A 24,576-nucleotide genomic window follows, 5' to 3' on the forward strand; every position below is an offset into this window, starting at 1 on the left:
GAGTCCGCGTTCGCATTTCATTTCCGTGCGGTCCTTCCGAAGCGTGCGATCACCCGCTTCAGCAGTCCGCGCGATTCTTCGACGGGTTCCGATTTTTGCACGGCGGCGTCGCATTCGGCGGCGATCTGTTCCAGGGTCTGGAACACGAAGGCGCGCGGGCTGAGGCTCGCGCCGGTACGCGCCTGCAGAAGCGCGACGGCCCGCATGACCAGCAGCGAATGGCCGCCGAGGTCCAGGAAGTTGTCCAGCAATCCGACTTCCTCGACCTCCAGCAATTCGCACCACAATGCGGCGACCGTGCGCTCGGTGGACGTGCGCGGTTGCTGACGCGAGAGCGAATGCAGCGCCGGTGCGGCCTGCGCCGGCATCGACAGCGCGTTGCGATCCACCTTGCCGTTGCGGGTAGTGGGCAATGCCTCCAGCGCGACGAAAATGCCCGGCACCATGTAGTCGGGAAGCGTGCGCCGCAGATGCGCACGCAGTTCGTCGGGCTGCAGCGTCTGCGCGTCGCGCAGCACCACGTAGGCGGCCAGCATCTTCTCGCCGCCTGGGCCCGGCACCAGATGCGCCACGGCCTGGAAGACGGCGGCATGGCGCGACAGCGCCACCTCTATTTCACCGGTTTCGATGCGATAGCCGCGCAGCTTCACCTGTTGGTCCAGGCGGCCGAGATGTTGCAGCTGGCCATCGCTACGCCAGCGTCCCAGGTCGCCGGTACGGTACGACGCGCGACGCGCATCGGTGGAATCGGCGACGAATTTCTCGGCCGTGAGCTGCGGCCGCGCATGGTAGCCCAGGGTCACGCCGTGGCCGTCGATCACGATTTCGCCGGGTATCCCGATAGGACACGCTGCGCCATCGGCGTCGACCACCCGTACCTGGGTGTTGGCGATGGGCCGGCCGATGACGACGTCGCCCTGTCCGGCGGCGATGCGCGCGCAGGTCGACCACACGGTGGTTTCGGTGGGTCCGTACATGTTCCACAATTCGCCGACGCGCGGCAGCAGGGCCTCGGCCACTTCCACCGGCATCGCCTCGCCGCCGCACAGCGCCTTCCACTGCTTGCCGCCACGCCAGCCCGATTCCAGCAGCAAGCGCCAGGTCAGTGGGGTGGCTTGCATCACGTTGACTTTGTGTCGTTCGCACACCGCGCGCAGCGCGCGGCCATCGGTAGCGTCTTCGCGACCGACCAACACTACTGCGCCGCCGACGGCCAAGGGCATGAGCAGTTCCAGCACCGCGATGTCGAACGACAATGTGGTCACGGCCGCAAGACGGGTGGAGGCATCGAATCCCGGTTTGGACTTCATCGACTCCAGGAAATTCACCACGGCCCGCTGCGGTACACGCACGCCCTTGGGTTGCCCGGTGGAGCCGGAGGTGTAGATCACGTACGCCAAGGCATCGGACGACAGCGTGGGAGCGACCAACGGCGCCGCGTCTTCGGCAGATTCTTCAAGCAGCGTTTCCAGCGCGATCTGCTCGCCGGCGAAATCGGCGAACGGCGCCTGCGCGCCATCGTGCAGCACGAGCACGGCGCCCGAATCTTCCAGCATGAAGGCGAGCCGCTCGGTCGGAAAGTCCGGATCCAGCGGCAGGTAGGCCGCGCCCGAGCGCAGCACGCCCAGCAACGCCGCGAGCATGTGCGGCGTACGCTGCAGGTGCAGGCCTATCAGCGAACCGTCGCGTACGCCACGCGATTGCAGCGCTCGCGCGATGCGCGTCGCTTGCGCATCGAGTTGGGCATAGGTGAGCGCTTCGTCGCCCTGCAGGACGGCGATGCGCGCGGCGTTCGCGGCGAAGGCGGGTTGCAGGTAGGCCGAAATCCCCTGCATGGGCGGTACCGGTGCGGAAGTCGCGTTCCATTCGGCCAGGCGGGCGGTTTCGCGCGGGTCGATGGCGAGCAGTTGGCGTACGCGCGCGCTTGCTCCGGAAGCGATGCCTTCCAGCAGGGACAGATAGCGCTGCTTCAGCAGCTCGGCGGTTTCGCGCAGCAGGATGTCGGTATTGAAGTTGAGGCCGCCCACCAGTCCGTCGCTGCCCTCCAGGAACCACAAGGCCAGATCCTGCGCGGCGGCCGGCTGGAACACCGGCAGGTTCTGGTGCGCAAGTGCGCCCCAGCACGATGGCCGCTGGCGTGCGTCCTGGTAGGAGAAGAAGGCCTGGTAGATGGGGAAGCGACTGGCGTCGCGGCGTTTGTCCAGCACCCGCACCAGATGCTCGAACGGCACGTCCTGCGAGCCGAAGGCATCGACGACCTCGTCGCGCACTTCCTGCAACAGCGAAGCGAAGCTTTGATCGGGATCCACACGCAGCCGCAAGGGCAGCGCGTTGACGAAGAAGCCCATCAGCGATTCGAGGCCCGGTTGGCTGCGTCCACGCACGGGCGTGCCGATCACCAGGTCGCGTTGGCCGCTGAGTTGGTGCAACAACAGCGACCACGCCGACAGCAAAGTCATGAACAACGTAGCGCCCTGCGACTGGGCCTGCGTGCGCAAGGCTTCCACCGTGCCCTGCGGAATGCGCAGCCAGACCGTGTCGCCTTCGTTGCTGGGCGTCGAGGGACGCGCGTGGTCCACCGGCAGATCCAAGGCTTCCGGCGCATCGGCGAGTTTCGTCTGCCAGTGCTGCAGCTGACGGGAAAGTTCCGGGCCCGCCAGCCATTCGCGGTGCCAGGCGGAGAAATCCGCATAGCTCACCGTAGTGGCCGCGAGCGGATCGTTGCCGCCATCGGCATAGGCCTGGTACAGCGCCGACATCTCGTCGTAGAAGAGATCGAACGACCAGCCGTCCCAGATCAGGTGATGGGCCATGAAGAACAGCACGTGGTGGTCTTCATCCAATACATAGAGACGTGCGCGGAACAGCGGGCCGCGGGACAGATCGAAGGGCCGCGCGATCTGGTCCTCCAGCCTGCGCATGAGTTCGGGCTCGCGTTGCCCATGCGGCAGCTGGGAAAGGTCTTCACGAGGCAGGGAAACGTCGACCTGCGCTTGTACCTGCTGGTAAGGCTCGCCATCCTGCGTGCCGACCACGGTACGCAGCACGTCCTGGCGTTCGACCATGCGGGCCAGCGCGCGCTCCAGCGCATCGAAATCCAGTGCGCCGCGCAGGTGATGCGCGGAGGGCACGTTGTAAACCGTGCGCCCGGGCTGCAGCTGTTCCAGGTACCACAGGCGCTGTTGCATCAGCGACAGCGGCGCGTTGCTGCCCGAAGGCAGGCGTGCGATGGATTGCGTGTCTCCGCCGTCCTTCTCCTGCATGCCGATCCAGGCGGCAAGTCCGGCGACGGTGGGATGCTCGAAGGCGACGCGCAACGGCACATTGGTGCGCAGCTCGCTGCCCAGGCGCGCGGTGAGTTGCGCGGCCAGCAGCGAATGCCCGCCGATGGAGAAGAAATTGTCGTGGATGCCGACCTGCGCCAGACCGAGCACCTGGCGGTAATGCGCGGCGACCTGCGCCTGAAGCGGGTCGGCAAGGTCTTGTTGGGATCGGTCGACGAGGCTCGCTTGCGCGATGCCCGGTGCCGGCAATGCCTTGCGATCGATCTTGCCGCTACCGGTCAACGGCAACGAGGCGAGTGGAATGAAGCGACTGGGCACCATGTAAGCCGGCAGGCGCGAGACGAGGTAGGCCCGCAGTGCCTCTTCGTCCAAAGAGGAAGGCGTGGCTGGCACCACATACGCCAGTAGCCTGATGTCGCTGTCGCCGAATGCGTGGGTGACCGCCACCGCCTGCGCCACCGCAGGATGGGTCGCCAGCTGCTGTTCGACCTCGCCCAGTTCGATGCGGTAACCGCGCAGCTTCACCTGGAAGTCGTTGCGGCCCAGGCATTCCATCGTGCCGTCGTTGCGCCAGCGGGCCAGGTCGCCGGTGCGGTAGAGGCGGCCGTGTTCGCTATCGACGAAGCGTTCGGCCGTGAGCTGCGGACGGTCGAGGTAGCCGCGGGCGACGCCATCGCCGCCGATGCAGAGCTCGCCCACCACGCCGATCGGGACGCGTTTCAGATCGGCATCCATGACATGCAATTGGGTATTGGCGATCGGCCTGCCGATGGGAAGCGGCGGGGTTGCGTCGACGATGCGATGCGCGCTGGACCAGACCGTGGTTTCGGTGGGCCCGTAAAGGTTCCACAGCTCTCCCGTACGCTCGAGCAGAGCGTCGGCGATTTCGAGCGGCATCGGTTCGCCGCCGCAGAGGGCTTTCCATTGCCGACCGCCGCGCCAGCCCGACTCCAGCAGCAGGCGCCAGGTCATTGGCGTGGCCTGCATGGCGTTGATGTCGTTGCTTTCCAGCAGGGTGCGCAGGGCCTGGCCATCGATAGCCTGTTCGCGTTCCACCAGCAGCACCTGTGCGCCGACCAGCAGCGGCAGCAGCAACTCCAGCACGGCGATGTCGAACGACAGCGTCGTCACCGCAGCGAAGCGGGCTTGTGCGTCGAGTCCCGGCGCAGTGCGCATCGATTGCAGGAAGTTCGCCACCGCGCGATGCGGCACGCACACGCCCTTCGGCTGTCCGGTCGACCCGGAGGTGTAGATGACGTAGGCGTCGTCGCTCGCGGTTCCTGGTGGCGGCAGCGTTCGCTCGCTGAAGGCCGAAATGGCTTCGACAGGGATGACGGTCGCATTGCCGACAGCGGCTTCCAGCCTTTCCGCAAGAGCCTGGGTGCTGACTACGAAACGCAGGCCCGCATCGCTGGCCATGTAGGCGAGGCGTTCGACCGGAAACGCCGGGTCCATGGGGACATAGCACGCGCCTGCGCGCCAGGCACCCAGCAGCGCAGGCACCAGGTCGATATCCCGCTCCAGCAACAGTCCCACGCGGTCGCCCGCCGAGACGCCGGCCGACTGCAGCGCACAGGCGATGGCATGGGAACGCGCGTCCAACTGTGCGTAGCTCAGCGATTGCGCGCCCGCACGCAGGGCGATGGCGTCGGCCGAGCGACGGGCTTGTTCGAGGATCAGGTCTTCGACGCGCCGGTCGCGCGGATATTCGGCGTCCGTCGCGTTCCAGTGGTCGAGCTGGCGCCGGTCCTGGTCGCCCAGCAGGGCCAATGCGCCGAGCGCGCGTTCGGGGTCGGCAGCGGCATCGGACAGCAGGCTTTCGAAAGCCGACATCCAGCGCGCCACGGTTTCGGCGTCGAACAGGTCGCGGTTGTACTGGCATTCCAGGCGCATGCCGTCGGCGCCCAGGTCCACGGCGTTGACGAACAGCTCGAAGGTTTCGAACCGCCGCGCATTGCCGGCGACTTCGAACTCCAGCCCGGGCACCGCATCGCGTTCCAGGGTCATCGCCTGGTCGATGTTGAACATCACGCTGATCAGCGGCAGGCGTGCGGTGTCGCGCGCCAGCGGCAGGGCTTGCAGCAGGCGTCCGAAGGTGACGCGCTGGTGGTCGTAGGCGTCGAGCATCGCCACCCGGCTGGATTCCAGCAACTGCGCGAACGGCATCGCGCGCTGCATGCGCAACCGCAGCGGCAACATGCTGACGCAGTGTCCGACCAGCCCTTCGTTGCCGGCGGCCTGTCCGGCCACGGGAATGCCGATCACCACGTCGTCTTGATGGGTCAGGCGATGCAACAGCGTGGAGAAGCCGGCCAACAGGCTGGCGAACAGGCTGGTGCCGCGTTTGGCGCCCACTTTGCGCAGCGAGGCGACCAGTTGCGCGGGAAGCAGGTGGTCGTGCCGGCCCGCGGTCTGGGTACGCAGGCGCGGACGCGGACGGTCGGTGGGAAGCTCGAGCACCGGGCCGCCGTCGGCGTATTGCTGCGACCACCATTGAAGATCCTCGCTGTCGGTGCCGGCCTCATTCGACGCAAGCAGCGCGTAGTCGGCGAAGGAAGGCGCTTCAGGAAGCGAGGCGCCGGTTCCGTGCTTGAAGCGCGCGTACTCGGCGGCCAGTTCCTTCACCAACACCCAGAACGACCAGCCGTCCAGCACGATGTGGTGTCCGGTGAGTACGAAGACATGATGCGCTTCGTCCATCCGCACCAATGCCGTTCGCACCAAGGGTCCGTCGACTAGATCGAAAGGCCGCGAGACGTGCTGGTCGACCAGGCCGGCGAGTCCCGCTGCGGCCTCGGCAGGTGTGAGGCTAGAGAGATCGTGCAGATTCAGATCCAGCGTCGGCATTGCCGCGTGCGCGTGCAACGACAGGCCATCGGCAGAGAAGGTCGAACGCAACGCGTCATGGCGCCCGATCAGCGATTGGATAGCGGGGCGCAGGGCGTCCACGTCCAGCATTCCGCGCAGGTGCAGCGAGATCGATTCGTTGTACGCCAGCGACGCTTCGGCCCCCATCCGGTCGGCCAGCCAGACTTCGCGCTGCTGCTCGGTGGTGGGGACGACGCGCGCCTGGCCGGCGGACGCCGCAAGCCCGCTACCGGCTTCCACTTCAGTCCGTATTACGGGGAAGAAGCCGCTTTCGATCATTTCCGCCGCTGCCTCCCGATACGCCGCCACGATGCGCGCGATGTCCTCATCGGTGTGGGCGGTGGTCAGGAAGCAAGGGAAGTTGTCCAGGATATGGATGCCGCGATCGCGCAACATCACGTACAGCAGATCGCCGTAGGGCAGGTCTTCGGTGAATACGTTGCGCCATAGCGAGGCGAACGTGGCCAGCTTGAACGGCGCGCCGAGTTCACGCATCGCGGCGTTGACCGACGTCACCATCTCGGCGGTGCGCCGGTTCAATCCTTCCTGCAGTTCCGGGCCCGCATCGCGCAGCCGTTGCAGGCTGGCCTTGGCCGCCGCCAGCGCCAGCGGGTGGCGCACGAAAGTGCCGGCGAAGTAGGTCACGCCCACGGTGGGCGTGGAGTCGTCGCCGTATTCCCAATGGCCGCCGTCCAGCGCATCCATGAAAGGACGCTTGCCCGCGATCACACCGATGGGGAAGCCGCCGCCGACCACCTTGCCATAGCACGCCAGGTCGGCCTCGATGCCGAACAGGCCCTGGATGCCGCGTGGATGGGCTCGGAAACCGGTGACCACCTCGTCGAAGATCAGCACCGAACCGCTTTCCCGGGTCAGGCTGCGCAGCTCGCGCAGGAATTCCACCGGCTGGAAATCCGGGCGCCGGCTCTGCACGGGTTCGACCAGGATCGCGGCCAGCTCGTGCGCGCGTTCGCGCAGGATCCGCATCGATTCTTCGGTGCCGTAGTCCAGCACCAGCACGTTCTGCGATGCCGAGGCCATGATGCCGGGCGCGGCGGGAATGCTGCGCAGCTTGCGCGTGCCGCGCACGATCACTTCATCGAAGATGCCATGGTAGGCGCCGGTGAAAATGGCGATGGTGTTGCGCCCGGTCACGGTGCGGGCGATGCGCATCGCGCCCATCACCGCTTCGGAACCGGTATTGCAGAACGCCACCCGCTCGGCGTGGGTGAGTTCGGCGAACAGCTCCGCGGTTTCGCCGGCCAGTACGTGCTGCGGACCGATCTCGTAGCCGTCCTCGATCTGCTGATGCAGGACTTCGCGCAGGAAATCCGGCTGCCAGCCGAACAGGTTCATGCCGAACCCCGACAGCACGTCCACGTATTCGTTGCCGTCCAGGTCCCACATATGCGAACCGCGCGAGCGTTCGATCACCAGTTGGTAGGCCAGTTCCTTGGTCAGCGGACGGAAGCCGTTGACCACGCGCGGATCGGCCATGTGGCCGCGATGCTTGGCGGTGTAGGTTTTCGACTTGCCGGTGCGCGCGGTATAGCGCGCCACCAGCGCATCCAACCGTTCGCGCTGCAGCGGCGTCAGTGGATCGGCCTGGCTGTGGATGCGGGCGATCGCGCCGAACGCCTTCTTCACGTCGTAGGTGAGCGGCTTGCCGTCGGCGTCTTCTTCATCACCGGCGGAAGTTGTCGCGGCGGTGTTCGCGGACGTTGCAGTCGACTTGGCCTCGTCGCTTGCCGTTGCCAGGAAGTCGAGCAGACTCGCCATCGAGCCGTACTGCTCCATCATCTGTCGGAACGACACTTTCACCTTGAAGCTGCGCTGCACCTGCAAGGAAAGCTGGGTAAGCGCCAGGGAATCCAGCCCCAGTTCCAGCCACGGCGTGGCGCTTTCGTTTTCCTCCACTTCCAGTCCGGAGACTTCCTCGATCACCGACTGCAGGCGCGCGAACAAGGCCTTGCGTCTGGCATCGCCTGCCGCGCTGTCCGCTGGCATGCTCTCCGCGACGGGCGTGTTCTCCGCTTTCCGTGAAGCGTCCGCGTCGAGCGCCGTCGCCGACACCCCCGATTCGAGCGCAGGCACCGCATCCAGCCAATAGCGTTGGTGCTGGAAGGGATAGCCCGGCACCGCCACGCGACGGCGCGATTCGTGCGCCGTGTAGGCCTGCCAGTCGGGACAGACGCCCAGCGTCCACAACTTGCCGAGCGCCGCCGCGATCGCCGCCGATTCACCTTCCGCCGAATCCGACAGGCTGGCGACCGCCACCGTCTGCCTGCGCTTGCCGACCGCGGCCTGATGCGCGAGCGTGGTCAGCGTGGCGCGGGGGCCGATCTCGATCAGCAGGCGCGAAGGATCGGATACCAGTTTCGAAACCGCTGGCGCGAAGCGAACCGGTTTGCGCAGGTGCTGTGCCCAGTAGTCGGGGTCGCACGCCTGCTCGTCGCTCAGCCATTCGGCGGTGACGGTGGACAGGAGGGGAATCTTGGGCGCCTGCAGCGCGATGGATTGCAGGCGCTCGCGCATCGGCGCGATCACCGGCTCCATCATCGCCGAATGGAAGGCATGCGAAGTCACCAGTTTGCGTGCGGCGATGCCCGCTGCGCCCAGCCGTGCTTCCACGCGTTCGATGGCGGGCGTGGGGCCAGCGACCACGCATAGGTGCGGACCGTTTTCCGCGGCCAGCTCGACGCCGTCTTCCAAGTGCGCGGACAACTCGCTGGCGGCCAGCCGCACGGAGAGCATGCTGCCGGCCGGCAGCGCCTGCATCAGCCGGCCGCGCAGTTCGACCAGTGCCAGCGCATCCTGCAGCGGCATGACTCCGGCCAGCACCGCACAGACGAATTCGCCGACGCTGTGGCCGATCAGCGCAGTGGGAACGATGCCCCAATGCATCCACAGCCTGGCCAGCGCGTACTCCAGCACGAAGATCGCCGGCTGGGTGATACGGGTAGGCAGCAGCGCAGCGGGGTCGCTGGAGAAGAATTCGAGGCGCGGATCGCTTCCGGTCAATGTCCGCAGTATTTCGCAGCATTGGTCGTAGGCGGCGCGGAATGCCGGCTCGGTCTGGTACAGGCCGTGACCCATCGCCGCGTACTGCGAGCCCTGACCCGGGCACAGGAAAGCCAGGTCGGGCGTGGTGTCCGCAAGCGCGCGTTGCGCGAGGGGTTCGGAAAGCAGTCGCGACGCTTCCGAAGCAGAACCAGCGACGATGGCATGGCGATGGGCGAAGACCCGCCGCCCGACCTGCAGCGTATGCGCGATGTCCGCAAGGGCGGGAGTTTGGTCTTCTGTTGCGTCGGCACCGGCTAAGTACGATCCGAGCCGCTGGCAGCTCGCTTCCAGCGCTTCCGGCGTGCGTGCCGAAACCACCAACAGTTGCGCCGTGCGTGCGGAGTCGGCATGCGGTGCCGTAGCGGGGGCCTCTTCCAGCACCACATGCGCGTTGGTGCCGCCGAAGCCGAAGGCGCTGACGCCGGCGCGGCGCGGTCCGGAAGCTTGCGGCCAGTCGCTCAGTCGGGACTGCGGAACGAACGGCGAGGCGGCGAAATCGATATGCGGATTCGGTTTGTCGAAACCGATCGTCGGCGGCAACGTACGCCGATGCAACGCCAACGAGGTCTTGATCAGGCTGGCGGCGCCGGCGGCGATCACCAGATGGCCGACGTTGCTCTTGAGCGAGCCGATGGCGCAGAAGCCATTGTCTTGCGTGTGCCGGCGGAAAGCGCGGGTCAGGCCTTCGATCTCGATGGGATCGCCCAACGGGGTCGCGGTGCCGTGCGCTTCCAGGTAGGAAATGCTGCGCGCGTCTATTCCAGCGCGGTCGTGCGCCAGCGCGATGACGCTGGCCTGGCCGCTGGGACTGGGCGCGGTAAAGCTGGCGCGTTCGGCGCCATCGTTGTTGACGGCGCCACCCAGCAGCACCGCGTAGACCGTGTCGCCGGCGGCGATCGCGTCCGACAGCCGCCGCAACGCGAGCATGGCCACGCCATCGGAAAAAACGGTGCCCGCCGCGTCGGCGTCGAAAGTGCGCGTATGCCCGTCGGGGGAGGCCATCGCGCCTTCCTGATACAAATAGCCGCTGTCCGGCGGGCAGGTGATGGCCACGCCGCCGGCGAGGGCGAGTTCGCAATCGCCGCGGCGCAGGCTCTCCATCGCCATCACCGTCGCCACCAGCGAAGTAGAGCAGGCGGTGTGCACGCCGACTGCGGGGCCGTTGAGCCCCAGCTTGTAAGCCACGCGGCTGGTCAGGTAATCCTTCTCGTTGGCCAGCATGGTGGGCAGTTCGCCCAGCCGTGCGATGGTTTCCGGACGCGGCAATACGTGCTTCTGGTAATAAGTGGCGTTGTACATGCCGCCGAAGACGCCGACGCGTCCCGGCGCGATTTCCGGCACGTATCCCGCGTGTTCCAAAGCATGCCAGGCCGTTTCCAGGAAATGGCGGTGCTGGGGATCCATGAGCTGCGCTTCCAGCGGCGAAATGCCGAAGAAAGCGGCGTCGAAACCGGCGGTGTCGTTGAGCACGCCGCGTGCGCGCACGTAATCCGGATGATCGCGCAGCGCGGACGGAATGGAAGGATCGATCTCTTCCGGCGAGAACATCCGGATCGATTCGGTGCCGGCGCAGAGATTCTTCCAGAACGCCTCGATATCGTCGGCGCCCGGGAATCGTCCGGCCATGCCGACGATGGCGATGGGCTCATCGGGCTGCGAAGCGCCTGCCTGTTTTTCGGAAGTGAGCACGGCCTGCGTTTTCGCCAATCCCGCAGGCGTGGGCGATTCGAACAGACGCATCGGTGCGAAGTCCGCGACGCCAGCAGCGCGAAGCTGATGCAGCACGCGTATCGCCAGCAGCGAATCGCCGCCGAGTTCGAAGAAGCCGTCGTCCGCACCTACGCGTTCCAGACCCAGCACCGAGGCGAAGGCATCGCACAGCGCCGTCTCCAACTCGCCGCGCGGCGCGCGGTACGGATGCGCCAGTTCCGGCCGTGCGTTGTCCGGAGCGGGCAGGGCGGCACGATCCAGCTTGCCATTGGCGGTGACAGGCAGGGCGGAAAGCTGCATGAACAATGCAGGCACCATGTAGTCGGGTAGCGATTGCTGCAGGTGACGGCGCAGCCCGGCGATATCGCAATTTCCCGTGCGCGGCACGACGTAGGCGACCAGCCGTTTGTCCGCGCCGGGCCCGGGCAGGGCGACGACTGCGCAGGATTTCACATTGGCATCTGCGGACAGCGCGGCTTCGATCTCGCCGGGTTCGATGCGGAAACCGCGGATCTTCACTTGCTGGTCGGCGCGGCCGACGAATCGCAGGGTGCCGTCCTCGCCCCAGCTCACCAGGTCGCCGGTGCGGTACAGGCGCTGGCCGGATGCGTCGGTGACGAAGCGTTCGGCATCCAGGTCCGGACGTCCCAGGTATCCGCGCGCCAGGCCGCGGCCGCCGATGTGCAGTTCGCCGGTTTCGCCGCGCGCGACGGGAGCGCCTTGCGCGTCCAGCACGTGCAGCGACGTATCGGCGATGGCGCGGCCGATCGGGATGGCTGTCGCGTCGGCCGGCAGGTCGTGCGGTATCGCATAGGTCGTAGCGAAGGTGGTGCATTCGGTCGGACCGTAACCGTTGCTCAACGACAGGCCGGGCAGGGCACGCAGCGCGGCGCGCACATGCTGCGGCGAAAGCGCTTCGCCCCCGGTCAGCAGTTCGCGCAGACCCGCCAGCGCCGAGGGATCTTCGTCGACGATGGAATTGAACAGGGCCGCGGTCAGCCACGCGCTGGTGACCCCGAAAGTCTCGATGCAGGCCGCCAGCGAACGCGCGTCCGGCACCGGCGCAGCGAACACGGCGCAACGGCCGCCGTTGAGCAGCGGCCCCCACAGCTCCAGGGTGGAAGCGTCGAACCCCAGCGGGGCGGCGTGCAGGAAGCAGGTGTCGGCATCCAGCGTTACGTAGTCCACTTCGCCGACCAGGCGCACGATGGAGCGATGCTCGATCTGCACGCCCTTGGGCATGCCGGTCGAACCAGAGGTGTACATCACATAGGCCAGGCCATTGGCCGAAGTGGTTTCGGGCAGGGAGCGGGTTTCGCCGTGGTCGGCGGTTTCCAGCGATTCCAGCGAAACCAGATGGGCCGAGAGCCCTTCCAGCGGACCACGATCGGCATCGTTGGCGATTACGATTTCGACCCCGGCATCGGCAAGGATCGACTGCAGGCGTGCGCGAGGATAGGAAGGATCGAGCGGTAGATAGGCGCCGCCCGCTTTGAGGATGCCCAATGCCGCGATCACGGCCCCGGCGGAACGCGGCAGGCACAGGGCGACGGGCTGGTCGGGCTTGCAGCCCAGTGAGATCAGATGGCGCGCGACCGCGTCGGAACGGCTGTCCAGCCCCGCGTAGTCGAGTTGGCCGCCTTGCCAGACCAGGGCAGGGCGCGCCGGATGCGCTGCGGCGCGTTCGCGGAACAGCCCGTGCACCGTCGCTTCAGGCCGAAAATTGGTCTGATTGTGATTCCCCTCGCCAGACTGATGTCGCCCTTCGGCTCCAATCAGTCCGCCCCCCGGCTTCGTGGACTGCATTCCGTGACCCCTGACACGATCGTTGCGATTTCCTTGGCCGGCACCAGCGCGCTGTTCAGCGCCGCATCCGAATTCCAGGAAGTCCCTCCTATAACGTCGATCCAGCGCAAGGCCGGACAAGCCTGCCACTGGGAGCGCAATCGCTGCATATCCGCCGAGTCGCGGGTGCTGAGGACGGTGACGTGGTTCGCGCGCGGCAGGGTGGCCGCGATATCGATGCCGGCCATCTGCGAGGCCAGGGCATCGCTGATCGGCATTCCCAAAGCTTCGGTGGGAAAGCGGGCGCCGTCGCTCGGCGAAGGGGCCTTCCAGCGCTGGCCCAGTTCCTCGTTCATGTAGGCGCGGTGCATTGCGGCCAGTTCTTGCAGGTAATGGTCTCCTCGGACTACCGGGTCCCACAGCACCAGGTGCGCGACCCGCAGATGTTCGCGCTGCGCGCATAGGGCGGCCAGCGCAGCGCCGAAGCGCAAGCCCACCAGGACCACGCGGGGACTACCCGACTGGCGCCGCAATTCGTCGATGGCGGCCTCCAAATCGTCCAGCCACGCTTCGACCGTGCAGTCGGCTGCGTCGCCGGAGGAGTCGCCGGTGCCGGAATAATCGAAGCGCAAGGTGGCGTACCCGGCCTCCTGCAGTTTGCCGGCCAATACCCGATAGGCACGGTGCACGCGGGCGGCTTCTTCGCCGAAGGGGTTGCACAGCACTACCGAGGCGCTGCCGGCATGCAGCCGCGGCGAGAAATGCAACGTGCCCAGTAAGCTCCGGCCGTTCGCACCGAAGTAGTCCACTTTCATCGATAGCCCCCCTGACTGCGGGTACGATACACGCAGATCCTGCGTAGGTTGATGGCCGATGTCGCTCGAGCAAGCGATGGTGACGGAACGGGTGGTGTGGTTCGGCGACGAGGAGAATCTGGTCGCCATCGTTTCCGAACCGTCGCCTCCCAAAAAAGTGCCGAACGTATTGATTTTGAACGCCGGTGTATTGCACCGGGTGGGGCCGCATCGCCTGCACGTGCACCTCGCGCGCAGCCTCGCCGCCGCTGGGCACCGTGTCGCACGGCTGGACCTTTCGGGCATCGGCGACAGCCGCGCGCTGCCGGGCCGCATGACGTTCCGCGAAAGCTCCGTAGCCGATATCAGGACGACGCTAGACAGTCTCGTGGACGAGGGAGATTCCAACGGGTTCATCCTGTTCGGCGTCTGTTCGGGGGCGGACAATGCGCTGGCGGCGGCCCAGGCCGATCCTCGTATTCGCGGCCTGGTGCTGGTCGATCCTCCGGCGTACGCCACCCCCGGCTCCAAACTTCGGCATGCCCGAGGCCGTCTGGAAGGAGGGCGGGCATGGTTGCATTTGCCTATGCGTGTCGCGCTGGCGGCTTTGCGGCGCGGTGCGAGGGTTCTCAACACGAAGCTTTTCAAAACACGCTCGTCGATGCCGGTCGCCGAAGGCGGGCGGGAATTGCCGCCGATAGAGGAATACCGCCGGCAGTTGAACGCCTTGGTCCAGCGCGATATCCGCATTCTTGCGATCTACTCCGGCGTGCTCGGAGCGCGGTACAACCACGAAGACCAGTTGTTCGAAGCGTTTCCCGAATTGAAGGGCAAGGTGGATTGCGTCTATTTCCCCGATGCCAACCACACCTTCACCGAGCTCTCGGCGCAGGCTGCGCTGCAAGCGCGCGTGCTCAGCTGGTGCAAACGGTGGGAAGCGGCTGCACCATAGTCGCCACTTCACTTCTGAGGGTCTGATCAGGTCAGGCCTGCGCGAAAAGCTTCAACTCGCCTTGAATCCATTGGACCCGCCACACGTCGACGGTTGGTGGTTCGAGCGCGCCATGGATGCAAAGCGCAGCGGCATGGCCTGGGCCTGCGTCCAGCGTCCGGAAATACCAATGCGCAGGATGCGGCTCGGTGGTGGGGTCGGCATGAAGAGTGGGAGTGGCGCTTCGCCCTGATCCGGGGAAACCGATGAGATGCGGCGAAACCTGCAAGCCGGTGCCGCGCGCCTTCAGGTAGGACTCCTTCAGGGTCCAGAGTTGGAAGAAGGCCTTGCGACGCTCTTCTTCGCGCAGGGACCAGAGTTCGGCTCGCTCGTCCGCCGTGCAGCAATGATCGACCAACTCCGGCGCCAGCTTTTCTTTGATCTCTTCCACGTCCAGGCCGACGTTGTTGGTCGCGGAGACGGCGCACGCCACCATCCCGCGCGTGTTGGCCGCGCTGAAAAAGAACGCCTGTGCCAGCGCTGGCGCTAGCACTACGGGCCGAGCGCCTGGTTCGCTGGAGAAGCGGAGATCGGTTACGGCCTCCGGCGCTATTCGCGCGCAGTGGGCCACGGCCAGGCGTTGCAACAAGCGGGAAGCGGCGGCGAGGTCGCGGTCGCGTGGGAAGCGAAAGCGCGCGATATGCGAGCGGTCCTGTTCGTCCAGGGATCGCAAGGCATCGTGCATGGGCTGCGGACCCAGAAGGGCCTCAGGCGTGGCAAGGAACACCTGGATGCCGGGGGCGGGTTCGTGCATGGCCGCAGTGTATAGGACCGAGAAATCCCGGCAATGTGCGGTAAGTTCGACGAATACGCCTGCCATCACGGGCGTTTTTCGTCGGCGGCCCGTATCATTCTCTCTACCCGTCCACGGCGGGGCAGCTGACCCGCCCGGGTGGCGAAATTGGTAGACGCATCAGACTTAAAATCTGCCGGGGGCAACCCCATGCCGGTTCGATTCCGGCTCCGGGCACCAAAGGTCGAGACTCTTACCCCTGGCCGTCCGCTGTCGCTGTCAACGCGTCAGGCAATGACGTAGAAATCCTGCTCAAGCCGCAAATTGCCGCCATCCATCGGATAGACGTTGCCGGTGCTCGGCGCGAGCGAATCGATGGCCACATTGCTGGGTCTCTCTTGTCCGATGAAATAGCGGCGGATGCGGTGTATGCCGACCAGCATCGGTATGCAGCAGGTCATGTAGATGGCATCGGGCAGGCTGCCCTGAAGATGGGGCAGGGATCGTGGCGAACACTGCGGGGCGATTGTTCTCCGGTCAGGACCTGTTCGACCCGTCTTGGCTTGGGTTTGTCGCCCCAATTGCGGTTTCGTCGCTCTACCACACTGAAGCGCGAGGACGCCGGATACGCTGCAGCATCAGGTTTCCAGCGCGGGGTCGCCCGAACCCCGTTTCCTTCCATTCCAGAAAATCGAGGCCACCGATGAGAATCCGGCTGTTCGTCGCCCTGCTGTTGATGGTGCCCGCAATGGCGCAAGCCGCGGATCCCCGTGCTTTTGTGGAGTCCTACGCCAAGGAGCACCGGTTCAGCGGTTCGATCCTGGTGCAGGAAGAAGGCAATGTCGTATATGCGGGAAGCTTCGGCTTGGCCAGTCTCGCCTTCAAAGTACCCACTTCCCGGCAGACGCCCTACAAGATCGCGTCAATCACCAAGGCATTTACGGCAGTGCTGGTGCTGCAACTGCGGGAGCAGGGGAAGCTGGACCTGCAGCGATCCATACGGTTCTATCTGCCCGACTACGCGGGCGAGGGCGGCGACCGCATCACTGTGCATCAACTGCTCAATCATACTTCGGGGCTGCCCAACTTCGACACCGTAACCGATGCGGCCGAGGCGTTGACCAAAGGGTTGCCGACTTACCAGACGCCCTACACCAGCGACCAACTGCTTTCTAAATTCTGCAGCGGTAAACCGGTCCATGTGCCAGGCGCCGTGTTCGACTACAACAACTGCGACTACATCGTGCTCGGCAAGATCGTCGAGCAGGTTTCCGGCATGCAATACGGGCAATTGCTCCAGGAAAACATTCTGCGTCCCCTGGGTATGAACCATACCGGCCTGTTGCGACAGGGCGACATCATCGAGGGTCTGGCCGAAACCTACTTCCAGCGCGATTCCAGCGGAAAACTCACCGCCGACCTGCCGGTCTATCCGGAAAACTGGTACGCGGCGGGCGCGATGTATTCCACGGTCGACGACTTGCTGAAGTTCTCAGATGCCTTATTCGGCTCGGGCCTGATCAGCGACGCCAGCCGTGCGTCGATGATCTCGCCGGGGCTGGACGACTACGGCTATGGCGTATGGTCGTATGGCACCAAAATGCAGGGTCGCAAGGTGCACGCAGTCAAGCGGCCGGGACGCATCATGGGCGCGCAGAGCCAGCTCTTCCATGTGTTGGAACCTGATGTCACCGTGGTCCTTCTGGGCAATACCGACACCACGGATACGGACGAATTTGTCTCGAAGATTGCCAAGCAAGTGATCGTCGGCGGGCAGTAGTGGCGAATAGGGTGAGCGTATCCACCACAGCAGCACGGCGACAACACGCAAATGAGACTACATGCGCCTCGGAGAGGGCGATATCGCAGGAATGATTGCCCGGCCGCCACGTGTTCCGGCTGCAAAACTTGCGTTCAATCGCTGGGACGCTCCTTTCCGGATTGCGTTGCCACCACACTGGTGGCGGCCAGATCGGCAGTGACATTGCCGACCGTGGCAAATACATCGGGGATCGTGTCGACGGCGAGCAACAGGCCCAATGGTGCGATCGGCAATCCCATGGCTTGCGTGACCGGCAGGTTGGTCGCCATGTAGCTGACCTGGCCCGGCAATCCCACCGCGCCGCAACTGATGATCACCGCAAGCGCCGCACCGGTCGCAAGCTGCGCCGCGGACAAGTCGATGCCATAGGCCCAGGCAATGAAGGCGGCGGCGCTGACGTACTGCACCGGGCTGTTGATCCGGAACAGCGAAACCGCCATCGGCAGGACCAGCGCAGTGACCTGCGGCGAATAACCCAGGCGCCGTTGCGCGATTTCAAGCATGGCCGGCAGCGAAGCCAGCGAAGACTGGGTGCTGGCGGCCACGACCTGCGCCGGAAGAATCGCCGCAGCGAACTTGCGGATTCCTTCGCCGCCCCAGTAGACCGCAACCGGCAACATCATCACCGTGACCGCCAGATAGAGCACGCATTGCAGCAGGATGTAGACCCCCAGCGCGCTGACCATGCTCAAGCCGGATTGCGCGCACACCGCCAGCACCAGCGCGAACACGCCTACCGGCGCCGCCCACAGCACCCACCTCACGATCACGATCATCGCGTCGGCGATGGCCTGAAAGAAATCCACCACCAGATCGCGGCGCGGTTTTTCTATCCGGGTCAGCGCGAAGCCGAAGAACAGCGCGAACACGACCAGCGGCAACATCGCGCTTTGGGCGGCGGCGGCGATCGCATTGCTCGGGATGATCGCCGTCAGCGCAGAGCTCCAGCTCGTGGACGCCGCAACGGCGGCGGCCGCTTCGGTCGGACCGCTCAAGGCTTGCGCCAGGGCAGGGTCGCGCGGCACCAGCGACAGCAGTGCCGGCGCGGCAAGAGCGGTGAAAAAGGAACCGAAACTCAGCAGTATCACGAACACCAGCAAGGCGCGCCGCGCGGTGCGGCCCGACGATGCGGTATCGCTCGCCGTCGTCACTCCTATGATGACCAGCGACAGCACCAGCGGCACCACCGTCATCTGCAACGCGTTCAACCACAGCTTGCCGATCGGCTGCACCGTCGCCGCCACCTTCGTCGCCAGCGAGGTGTCCGACCAGGCCAGCATCAGTCCGATGACGGCGCCAAAGGCGAGCCCGAGCATGACGCGAGTAGTGGGCTTCATGGTTGCTCGTCCAGTGAGGGCAGATTCCATCCCGCGTGCAGGTTGTGGTATTGCTCCGCGGGCATCAGTACGAAGACAGGATGGCCGTCAGGCCGCAGCCAGCCCTGCAAGCGGTCCATGGTCGAGTCCGCCATCGCCGTGCATCCGGCGGTGGCGTCGCCCGGACGCTTCCAAAGATGGGCGAAAATGCAGCTGCCCGCGTTGGGTTGGGCTTGCGGGTTGTGTTCGATCACGAATCCCAGCCGGTAGCGCTGGTCGCCTGCCGTACGCAGATCCAGGCGCATCGGTTCGGTCGATCCGGCGACCGCGTCGGCGCCGACCTTACGCGCATCGACGATCCGGTTGTAGAGCGGCGAGGCGCTTACGTCCATGCAGTAGTGCGACGCCTGCATGGCGGCATAGGGCAGGGCGGTCTGGCCTTTCTCCGCGTAGCCAAAAGCCTCGCCGATGCCGAAGACGCCAGCGGGGCTGCGGCCGTCGCCTTCCTGCTTGACCGGGCCTGGAAGCCCGCCGGGATGCAGTCCTATTCCCCAGGCCGAGCCCTTGCGGCCGATCATCACTGGTTGTCGCACGCCCACTTCGCGCCAGGCGCCATTCGAACGTTCGTAGGTATGCAGCGTGCCGTGGTCGGCGTTCCAGTCAGGAGTGACCACGACTACCGCCTGCCGGGCTCGTTTCCACTCCATGTCGGCCGATGGAGACCCACGATGCGCGCAGCCCGCGAGCGCCAGCGCGGAAAGGGCGATGATCGATACCAGCAGCTCTCTAGGTGACCATTGAACGACTCGGATGTCATCCCGAGCGTAGCGAGGGATCTGCTGTTCTGCAGGGGAAAGCAGATCCCTCGCTACGCTCGGGATGACAGGGCAAGGGGTGTTCGGGCCTTCCCTGCTGGTCATTTCTCGCATCGGGTTCAAGCTGGCCATTCCTTCATTCATGGTTTGAGCATCGGCTGGATCCGTTCCAGGTTCGCCTGCAGTATTCCATAGCGCTTCTTGCTGCCTTCGCAGAGCATGACGTAGATGCCGTCCAGCAGGTGCTGCAGCGCGGAGTGGTACAGAAGGGGCTCGATGTGCGGACGCTCGTCGTGCGCGGAGACCAACAGCGCCAGATCGGCATGGGCGCGCAGGGCGTTGGAGGTATGGCGAGTCACCGTGATGACCTTGCCCTTGGCCTTGCGGAACTGCTGGCAGATCTGCGAAAGCGCGGTCTGCTTGCCGTCCTCGCAGAACACCAGCAGCGCGTCGCCGGCGTTGGCCGCCGATACGCTGGCGATCATGTGCGCGGTGTCGAAGTTGTGCACGGTGAGGATTCCCAGCAGCGAAAGCCTCCATGCGAACGCCCGTGCGTGGATGTCGTCCTCGCCCAGACCGATGATGAAGACCTTGCCCGCATTGCCGAGCGCGTCGGCGACCGCGCGCACCGCGTCGGGCGGATTGATCAGGCGGGTTTCTTCCTCGGCTTCGGATTTTCGGCGCCACAACTGGCTGCCGCTGGCCCCGTTGGGGTCCTGGATCGCCGCCGCCGCCACCACCGCGTCGTCGCCGCTCTCCGCGCGCGCCACCGCTTCGCCGATCGAATACTTGAGGTCGGGATAGCCCTTGAAGCCGAGCTTCTGGCTGAACTTGACCACGCTGGATTGGCTGATGCGCAGCGCGGTGGCCAGCTGTTGGGAGGAATAGTCGCGGAGCAGCTGCGCGTTCTCCAAAATGAAGTCGGCGATGCGGCGCTCGATCGCCGACATCTGATCGCGCTCGGAGCGGATTTTCACCAGTGGCGACATGTCGGATTTACTCGATGAGTTCAAGGCCGCGGATCTCGCGGATGCCCAGGCCGGGCGCATCGGTGATGGTGATTTCGGACTCGTTGAAGATCACGCCTCCCTCCACCGGATTGAACAGGCAAAGCGAGGGCCCGTCCAGATCGACCTTGGTGATGATGTCGGCCTTGGCCACGGCCACGTGCACCGCGGCGGCGACGCTGATGCTGGTCTCCAGCATGCAGCCGATCATGCATTCGATGCCGTGCATGGCGGCGATGTCGGCGATGCGGATGGCGTTGGAGATGCCGCCGGTCTTCATCAGCTTGATGTTGATGATGTCCGCCGCGCGCATGCGGATCAGTTCCACCACCTCCATCGGGCCGAACACGCTTTCGTCGGCCATGATCGGCGTGTGCACGCGCTCGGTCACGTAGCGCATGCCTTCCAAGTCGTGCGCCTTCACCGGTTGCTCGACCAGCTCCAGCCGCACGCCGGCATCCTCCAGGGTCTGCAGCGCATAGACCGCCTGCTTCGCGGTCCAGCCCTGGTTGGCGTCCAGTCGCAGCAGGGCGCGGTCTTCCACCGCCGCGTAGATCGCCTTGACCCGTTCGATGTCCACCCCGATGTCCTTGCCGACCTTGATCTTCAACGATTCGAAGCCCCGATCCACCGCGGCGATGGAATCGGCCACCATCTTGTCGATGTAGTCGACGCTGATGGTGATGTCGGTGGTGATGACCGGGTCGCCGCCGCCCAGCAACTTGTAGAGCGGGGCGCCGTAGAGTTGGCCGAACAGATCGTAGATCGCGATCTCGACCGCCGCCTTGGCGCTGGAGTTCTTCTCCATCGCGTTCTGGATCAACTGGGTCAGACGGTTGAGATTGGCGATGTCTTCGCCGATCAGGCGCGGCGAGATGTAGTGGCGGATGGCGTCGACGATGGAGCCGTGGGTGTCGCCGGTGATCACCGCGGTGGCCGGGGCTTCGCCGTAACCGATATGGCCGCTGTCGGTATGCACCATGATCACGATGTCCTCCACGCGGTCCACCGTGCGCAAGGCGGTCTTGAACGGCGTCTTCAGCGGAACCCGCAGCATGCCGAATTTGATGTCAGTTATTTTCATGGTCGGTTCTTGTGCTCTTGGCCGATTCTAGGGTTCGTCTCAGGGACGGATGCGGACGATGCTGGTGATGCGGTCGACGTAGGTATTCTTCTCATTGAACCGTAACGGCAGCAAAGGCGTGACCGAGACGGCGTTGAGGTGCATGGAGCGCATGTTTCCGTCCGCGTCCAGGAACGAGCCGCCATTGGTGTCGTGGATCACGTAAGGCGCGCCGTCGATGCGGCCTATCATCATCATCACGTGGCCGGGGATGTAGATCAGGTCGCCCACCTGCAGCGTATCGACCGCCGCCCGGCGCGGGCCGGGTCCGTCGTCCTTGCCGAAAGTCGTATGGTTGAGCGCCGGGCTGATGCTCTGGTCGCTGGTGTTGCGCGGCAATTCCACGCCCATGCTGCGGTAGACCTCGGAAACGAATCCGCTGCAGTCGCGGCCGTTGTAGGAATGGCCCCACCCATACCGTTCGCCGAGGAACTTGAACGCCTGGCGGATGAGATTGGCGCGCGTAAGCGGCAGATACGCGGCGGCGGTGTCCTGGTTCTTCTGCAACAGCGCGGGGGCGAAGGCGAGCGTTCCGTTGGCGTCGCGCACCGGGAGTTCGACCACCCAGGAAGTATAGGAATGCTGGCCGTTGACCAGCGCATCGGAGGCGACGCTGGCCAAGGGCACGCGTACGCCCATATCCAGTTGCAGCTCGGAAAGCTGCGGCTGTTCGCGGGTGAAGACGGTGGAGACCTTGGCGCCCAGGACGATGCGGTAAGGGGTTTTTTCCGCGTGTCCGAACACCGCCGCTTTCGCGCCGGTCACGATGTCCCGCGCAAGCACCCACGCCTTGTAGTTGGGGCTCGCCACCCATAGCCATTTGCCGTCCCGGCTGCGGTGCGAGATGGCCACCGGCGTTCCGGGAAACAGCGCGCTTTCCTGGAAACGGTCGATGTCGGTATCTCCCTGTCTGCTGAAGACGCGCAGCTCGGTCGGGAATTTGCGCAACGCCGTTCGCTTCAGCGCCAGTCCGTAGCGAATGGTCACTTGTTCCGGGATCGCATCCAGATCCAACGACTGCACCAGCTGCCGCAACGTGCCGGTGGGCACGGGCTTGCCTTCCTCATCGTACAAAGACTCATCGGGCAGGGCGGACAGCTCGCTGATGGAGGCGACGACATCTTCCTTCTTCGTCGTTTCCGGCAAGGCTCGCAAGTCGTTCATGGAACTGTCGAGGCGGAACAGTTTTTCGTTCTGCGCGGCGATGGCCTTGGAACTCAGGACGACGCGATTCGGCTGCTTGAGCCTGTCCACCCAGAAATCCGGAGAAAGCTGCGCTTCCGACATGCCGACTACGCCATGCGGCGGGACGGTCCCCGGAGACGGCGGAGGGAGTTCACGCGCTTGCGTCGGCGTTAGGTACGCGCCGCACAGCAGCAGCGCGGCGGCAACGAGGATCGGACGATGGATTCGCATGGTTCACCTTCACGCTGAAGCCGGATAGGAAAAGAACGGTGCCATCAGCAGACCGGAACCGGTGCCGAGGATATAGCGCGGTAGCGCCGGCAGAACGCCAGTGGGAGACCATGGCTCGGGGCCACTAGTGCCGTCGCTGGATTGGGCCAGACCGTGCGGATCATTCCTTCCCCCTTGGCCGGTACCGGTCGATGCCCGGCGTGATGGAATACCTGATTCTTATAGCACATCTTTGAAGAATAAATTATTGACGGGCGGGATTCTGCGTGTTAGACAGTCATCTTCCTGTCAGAAACCGCAGAGGCGTCGCGACCCGAATGGCCCGGTTGTCCCTCAGTGCATTGGTCGAACGACCCGGCTGGAGAGGCGTCGCTGCGGCGTTCGCATTGGCCTTGCTGTTGACCGGACCGGCGATGTCGCAGGACGCCGATGGCAGCCTGGCGGAAGCGATCACGCTGGTGGACGCGGGGCGATTCGCCGATGCCGAATCGTCGATCGCCAAGGGTCTTGCTGCTGACGATCTTTCTGCGGAGGGCAGAGCGGCGCTCGAGTTCCAGCGCGAACGCATGCGGCGGATCCTGCTGGACTTCACTCTGGATGAGCCGACGGCCAAAGCACGGGTGCGCGAGAAAATACCGGATCTGCGCGACGAAGAATTCGCCCGCTGGGATGCCGCCGGACTGATCGAGCACCAGGTGATCGATGGACGCAAACTGTATTTCAGTCGTGCGCCGTCCAACCTGTTCCGGATCAGCGTCGAGGCCAGGGCGCGGCGAAAGGTGCAGACGCCTTTCGTCGACGGGCCGATGGAGTCGGCCAACGCGCATCATCGCGAAGTCCGGGACGCGGCGTTGGAACATGCCGATGCCGATGCCGACGCCGGCACGCGCCGGATCCGCGTCACCCAGTCGCTGACCGTTGATGCCGACGCGGTGCCTGCGGGCGAAACGGTGCGCGCCTGGATTCCCTATCCGCGTGCGATAGCGGGGCAGCAGGAAAACATCCGTTTCATCGAAAGCGCGCCCCTGGCGCACAGCATCGCTCCGGAATCGGCGCTGCAGCGTACGGTGTACCTGGAGAAGCCCGCGGTCGCGGGTACGCCGACGGCGTTCTCCATCACTTATGAGCTGACCATCCGCGGTCAATACCACGCCATCGATCCCGATCGGGTGGTCGCGGCGCCGCTCACTGCCGAACTGGCGCCTTTCGTGGCCGAGCGGTCTCCGCATGTGGTGTTCACTCCGGCGATCCGCGAGTTTTCCCGCAAGGTGGTCGGCGACGAGAAGAATCCTTACCGCATCGCGCAGAAGCTCTATGCGGCCGTGGACAAAATCCCCTGGGCGGGCGCGCGCGAGTATTCGACCATCACCAACATCAGCGACTACGCGTTGCATGCGGGTCACGCGGACTGCGGGCAGCAGACTCTGCTGCTGATCACGCTGCTGCGCCTCAACGGCATTCCCGCGCGTTGGCAGTCCGGCATGGTTTATTCCGACGGCGATTACGACAACCTGCACGATTGGGGCGCGCTTTACCTGGCGCCGTACGGGTGGGTGCCGATGGACGTCACCACCGGTCGTCTTGACGATGCGGACCCGCAGATCGCGGGCTTCTACCTGGGTGGGCAGGACGCGTATCGCATCGCTTTCAACGACGACTACTCGAGGGACTTGGTCCCGGCAAAGCGGCACTTCCGTTCGGAGACGGTGGATCTGCAGCGCGGGGAAGCGGAATGGAGGGGCGGCAACCTCTATTTCGATCAATGGGATTACGGATTCGAATGGAAAATGCTGCCGCTGAAGAGCAGCGCCGAATAGCCGGGCGGGAACCAACCAACTAACTCAGCAGG

General features: G+C 65.1%; 12 protein-coding genes and 1 tRNA gene. 4 read left to right on the forward strand and 9 right to left on the reverse strand.

What is annotated here, in order from left to right:
* Positions 1-17: 17 nt before the first annotated feature.
* Together J2W94_RS03995 and J2W94_RS04000 are read right to left on the reverse strand one after the other, a co-directional pair.
* The gene (locus J2W94_RS03995; protein WP_310090409.1) at positions 18-12,629 is read right to left on the reverse strand and encodes a non-ribosomal peptide synthetase/type I polyketide synthase; all 12,612 of its coding nucleotides are present in this window, start codon (positions 12,627-12,629) and stop codon (positions 18-20) included.
* 71 nt (positions 12,630-12,700) lie between these two features.
* On the reverse strand, positions 12,701-13,525 hold the full coding sequence (locus J2W94_RS04000; protein WP_310090410.1) for an alpha/beta fold hydrolase: 825 nt from the start codon (positions 13,523-13,525) through the stop codon (positions 12,701-12,703).
* 94 nt (positions 13,526-13,619) lie between these two features.
* On the opposite strand from J2W94_RS04000, the gene J2W94_RS04005 reads away from it, so the two are divergent.
* Entirely contained in the window at positions 13,620-14,456 is an 837-nt protein-coding gene (locus J2W94_RS04005; protein WP_310090411.1) for an alpha/beta fold hydrolase, read from the forward strand.
* Between the two features lie 31 nt (positions 14,457-14,487).
* Here the strand turns inward: J2W94_RS04005 and J2W94_RS04010 are convergent, their stop codons facing one another.
* On the reverse strand, positions 14,488-15,249 hold the full coding sequence (locus tag J2W94_RS04010; RefSeq protein ID WP_310090412.1) for a 4'-phosphopantetheinyl transferase family protein: 762 nt from the start codon (positions 15,247-15,249) through the stop codon (positions 14,488-14,490).
* A gap of 132 nt (positions 15,250-15,381) precedes the next feature.
* Between J2W94_RS04010 and J2W94_RS04015 the strand changes: the two genes are divergently transcribed.
* Positions 15,382-15,468 (forward strand) — tRNA-Leu (locus J2W94_RS04015).
* A 47-nt stretch (positions 15,469-15,515) separates the two neighbouring features.
* On the opposite strand, the gene J2W94_RS04020 is transcribed toward J2W94_RS04015, so the two are convergent.
* Entirely contained in the window at positions 15,516-15,689 is a 174-nt protein-coding gene (locus J2W94_RS04020; RefSeq protein WP_310090413.1) for a hypothetical protein, read from the reverse strand.
* 242 nt (positions 15,690-15,931) lie between these two features.
* Between J2W94_RS04020 and J2W94_RS04025 the strand changes: the two genes are divergently transcribed.
* Positions 15,932-17,008, forward strand: coding sequence for a serine hydrolase domain-containing protein (locus J2W94_RS04025; protein WP_310090414.1), 1,077 nt, complete (start codon positions 15,932-15,934; stop codon positions 17,006-17,008).
* Positions 17,009-17,142: 134 nt separating this feature from the next.
* Here the strand turns inward: J2W94_RS04025 and J2W94_RS04030 are convergent, their stop codons facing one another.
* The 5 genes from J2W94_RS04030 to J2W94_RS04050 form a co-directional block, all read right to left on the reverse strand.
* The gene (locus tag J2W94_RS04030; protein WP_310090415.1) at positions 17,143-18,387 is read right to left on the reverse strand and encodes a dicarboxylate/amino acid:cation symporter; all 1,245 of its coding nucleotides are present in this window, start codon (positions 18,385-18,387) and stop codon (positions 17,143-17,145) included.
* Positions 18,384-19,073 (reverse strand): L,D-transpeptidase family protein, encoded by a 690-nt coding sequence (locus tag J2W94_RS04035; protein WP_310090417.1) that lies wholly within the window; start codon positions 19,071-19,073, stop codon positions 18,384-18,386. The genes J2W94_RS04030 and J2W94_RS04035 overlap by 4 nt, the downstream gene beginning before the upstream one ends.
* A gap of 248 nt (positions 19,074-19,321) precedes the next feature.
* Positions 19,322-20,170, reverse strand: coding sequence for a MurR/RpiR family transcriptional regulator (locus tag J2W94_RS04040; protein WP_310090419.1), 849 nt, complete (start codon positions 20,168-20,170; stop codon positions 19,322-19,324).
* Between the two features lie 7 nt (positions 20,171-20,177).
* Positions 20,178-21,272, reverse strand: a complete 1,095-nt coding sequence (locus tag J2W94_RS04045; RefSeq protein WP_310090421.1) for a dipeptide epimerase — start codon at positions 21,270-21,272, stop codon at positions 20,178-20,180.
* Between the two features lie 39 nt (positions 21,273-21,311).
* Entirely contained in the window at positions 21,312-22,727 is a 1,416-nt protein-coding gene (locus J2W94_RS04050) for an SH3 domain-containing protein (protein ID WP_310090422.1), read from the reverse strand.
* A gap of 317 nt (positions 22,728-23,044) precedes the next feature.
* Between J2W94_RS04050 and J2W94_RS04055 the strand changes: the two genes are divergently transcribed.
* The gene (locus J2W94_RS04055; RefSeq protein WP_430540538.1) at positions 23,045-24,544 is read left to right on the forward strand and encodes a transglutaminase-like domain-containing protein; all 1,500 of its coding nucleotides are present in this window, start codon (positions 23,045-23,047) and stop codon (positions 24,542-24,544) included.
* Positions 24,545-24,576: the final 32 nt, after the last annotated feature.

Source organism: Pseudoxanthomonas sacheonensis (assembly GCF_031455975.1).
GTDB classification, from domain to species: Bacteria; Pseudomonadota; Gammaproteobacteria; order Xanthomonadales; family Xanthomonadaceae; genus Pseudoxanthomonas_A; species Pseudoxanthomonas_A sacheonensis_A.

Excerpts from the sequence above, each read along its gene's own strand:
- J2W94_RS04000 (WP_310090410.1), bottom strand. The coding sequence starts at position 13,525 with ATGAAAGTGGACTACTTCGGTGCGAACGGCCGGAGCTTACTGGGCACG.
- J2W94_RS04010 (WP_310090412.1), bottom strand. The coding sequence starts at position 15,249 with ATGCACGAACCCGCCCCCGGCATCCAGGTGTTCCTTGCCACGCCTGAG.
- J2W94_RS04020 (WP_310090413.1), bottom strand. The coding sequence starts at position 15,689 with ATGACCTGCTGCATACCGATGCTGGTCGGCATACACCGCATCCGCCGC.
- J2W94_RS04025 (WP_310090414.1), top strand. The coding sequence starts at position 15,932 with ATGAGAATCCGGCTGTTCGTCGCCCTGCTGTTGATGGTGCCCGCAATG.
- J2W94_RS04030 (WP_310090415.1), bottom strand. The coding sequence starts at position 18,387 with ATGAAGCCCACTACTCGCGTCATGCTCGGGCTCGCCTTTGGCGCCGTC.
- J2W94_RS04035 (WP_310090417.1), bottom strand. The coding sequence starts at position 19,073 with ATGGAGTGGAAACGAGCCCGGCAGGCGGTAGTCGTGGTCACTCCTGAC.
- J2W94_RS04040 (WP_310090419.1), bottom strand. The coding sequence starts at position 20,170 with ATGTCGCCACTGGTGAAAATCCGCTCCGAGCGCGATCAGATGTCGGCG.
- J2W94_RS04045 (WP_310090421.1), bottom strand. The coding sequence starts at position 21,272 with ATGAAAATAACTGACATCAAATTCGGCATGCTGCGGGTTCCGCTGAAG.
- J2W94_RS04050 (WP_310090422.1), bottom strand. The coding sequence starts at position 22,727 with ATGCGAATCCATCGTCCGATCCTCGTTGCCGCCGCGCTGCTGCTGTGC.
- J2W94_RS04055 (WP_430540538.1), top strand. The coding sequence starts at position 23,045 with ATGGCCCGGTTGTCCCTCAGTGCATTGGTCGAACGACCCGGCTGGAGA.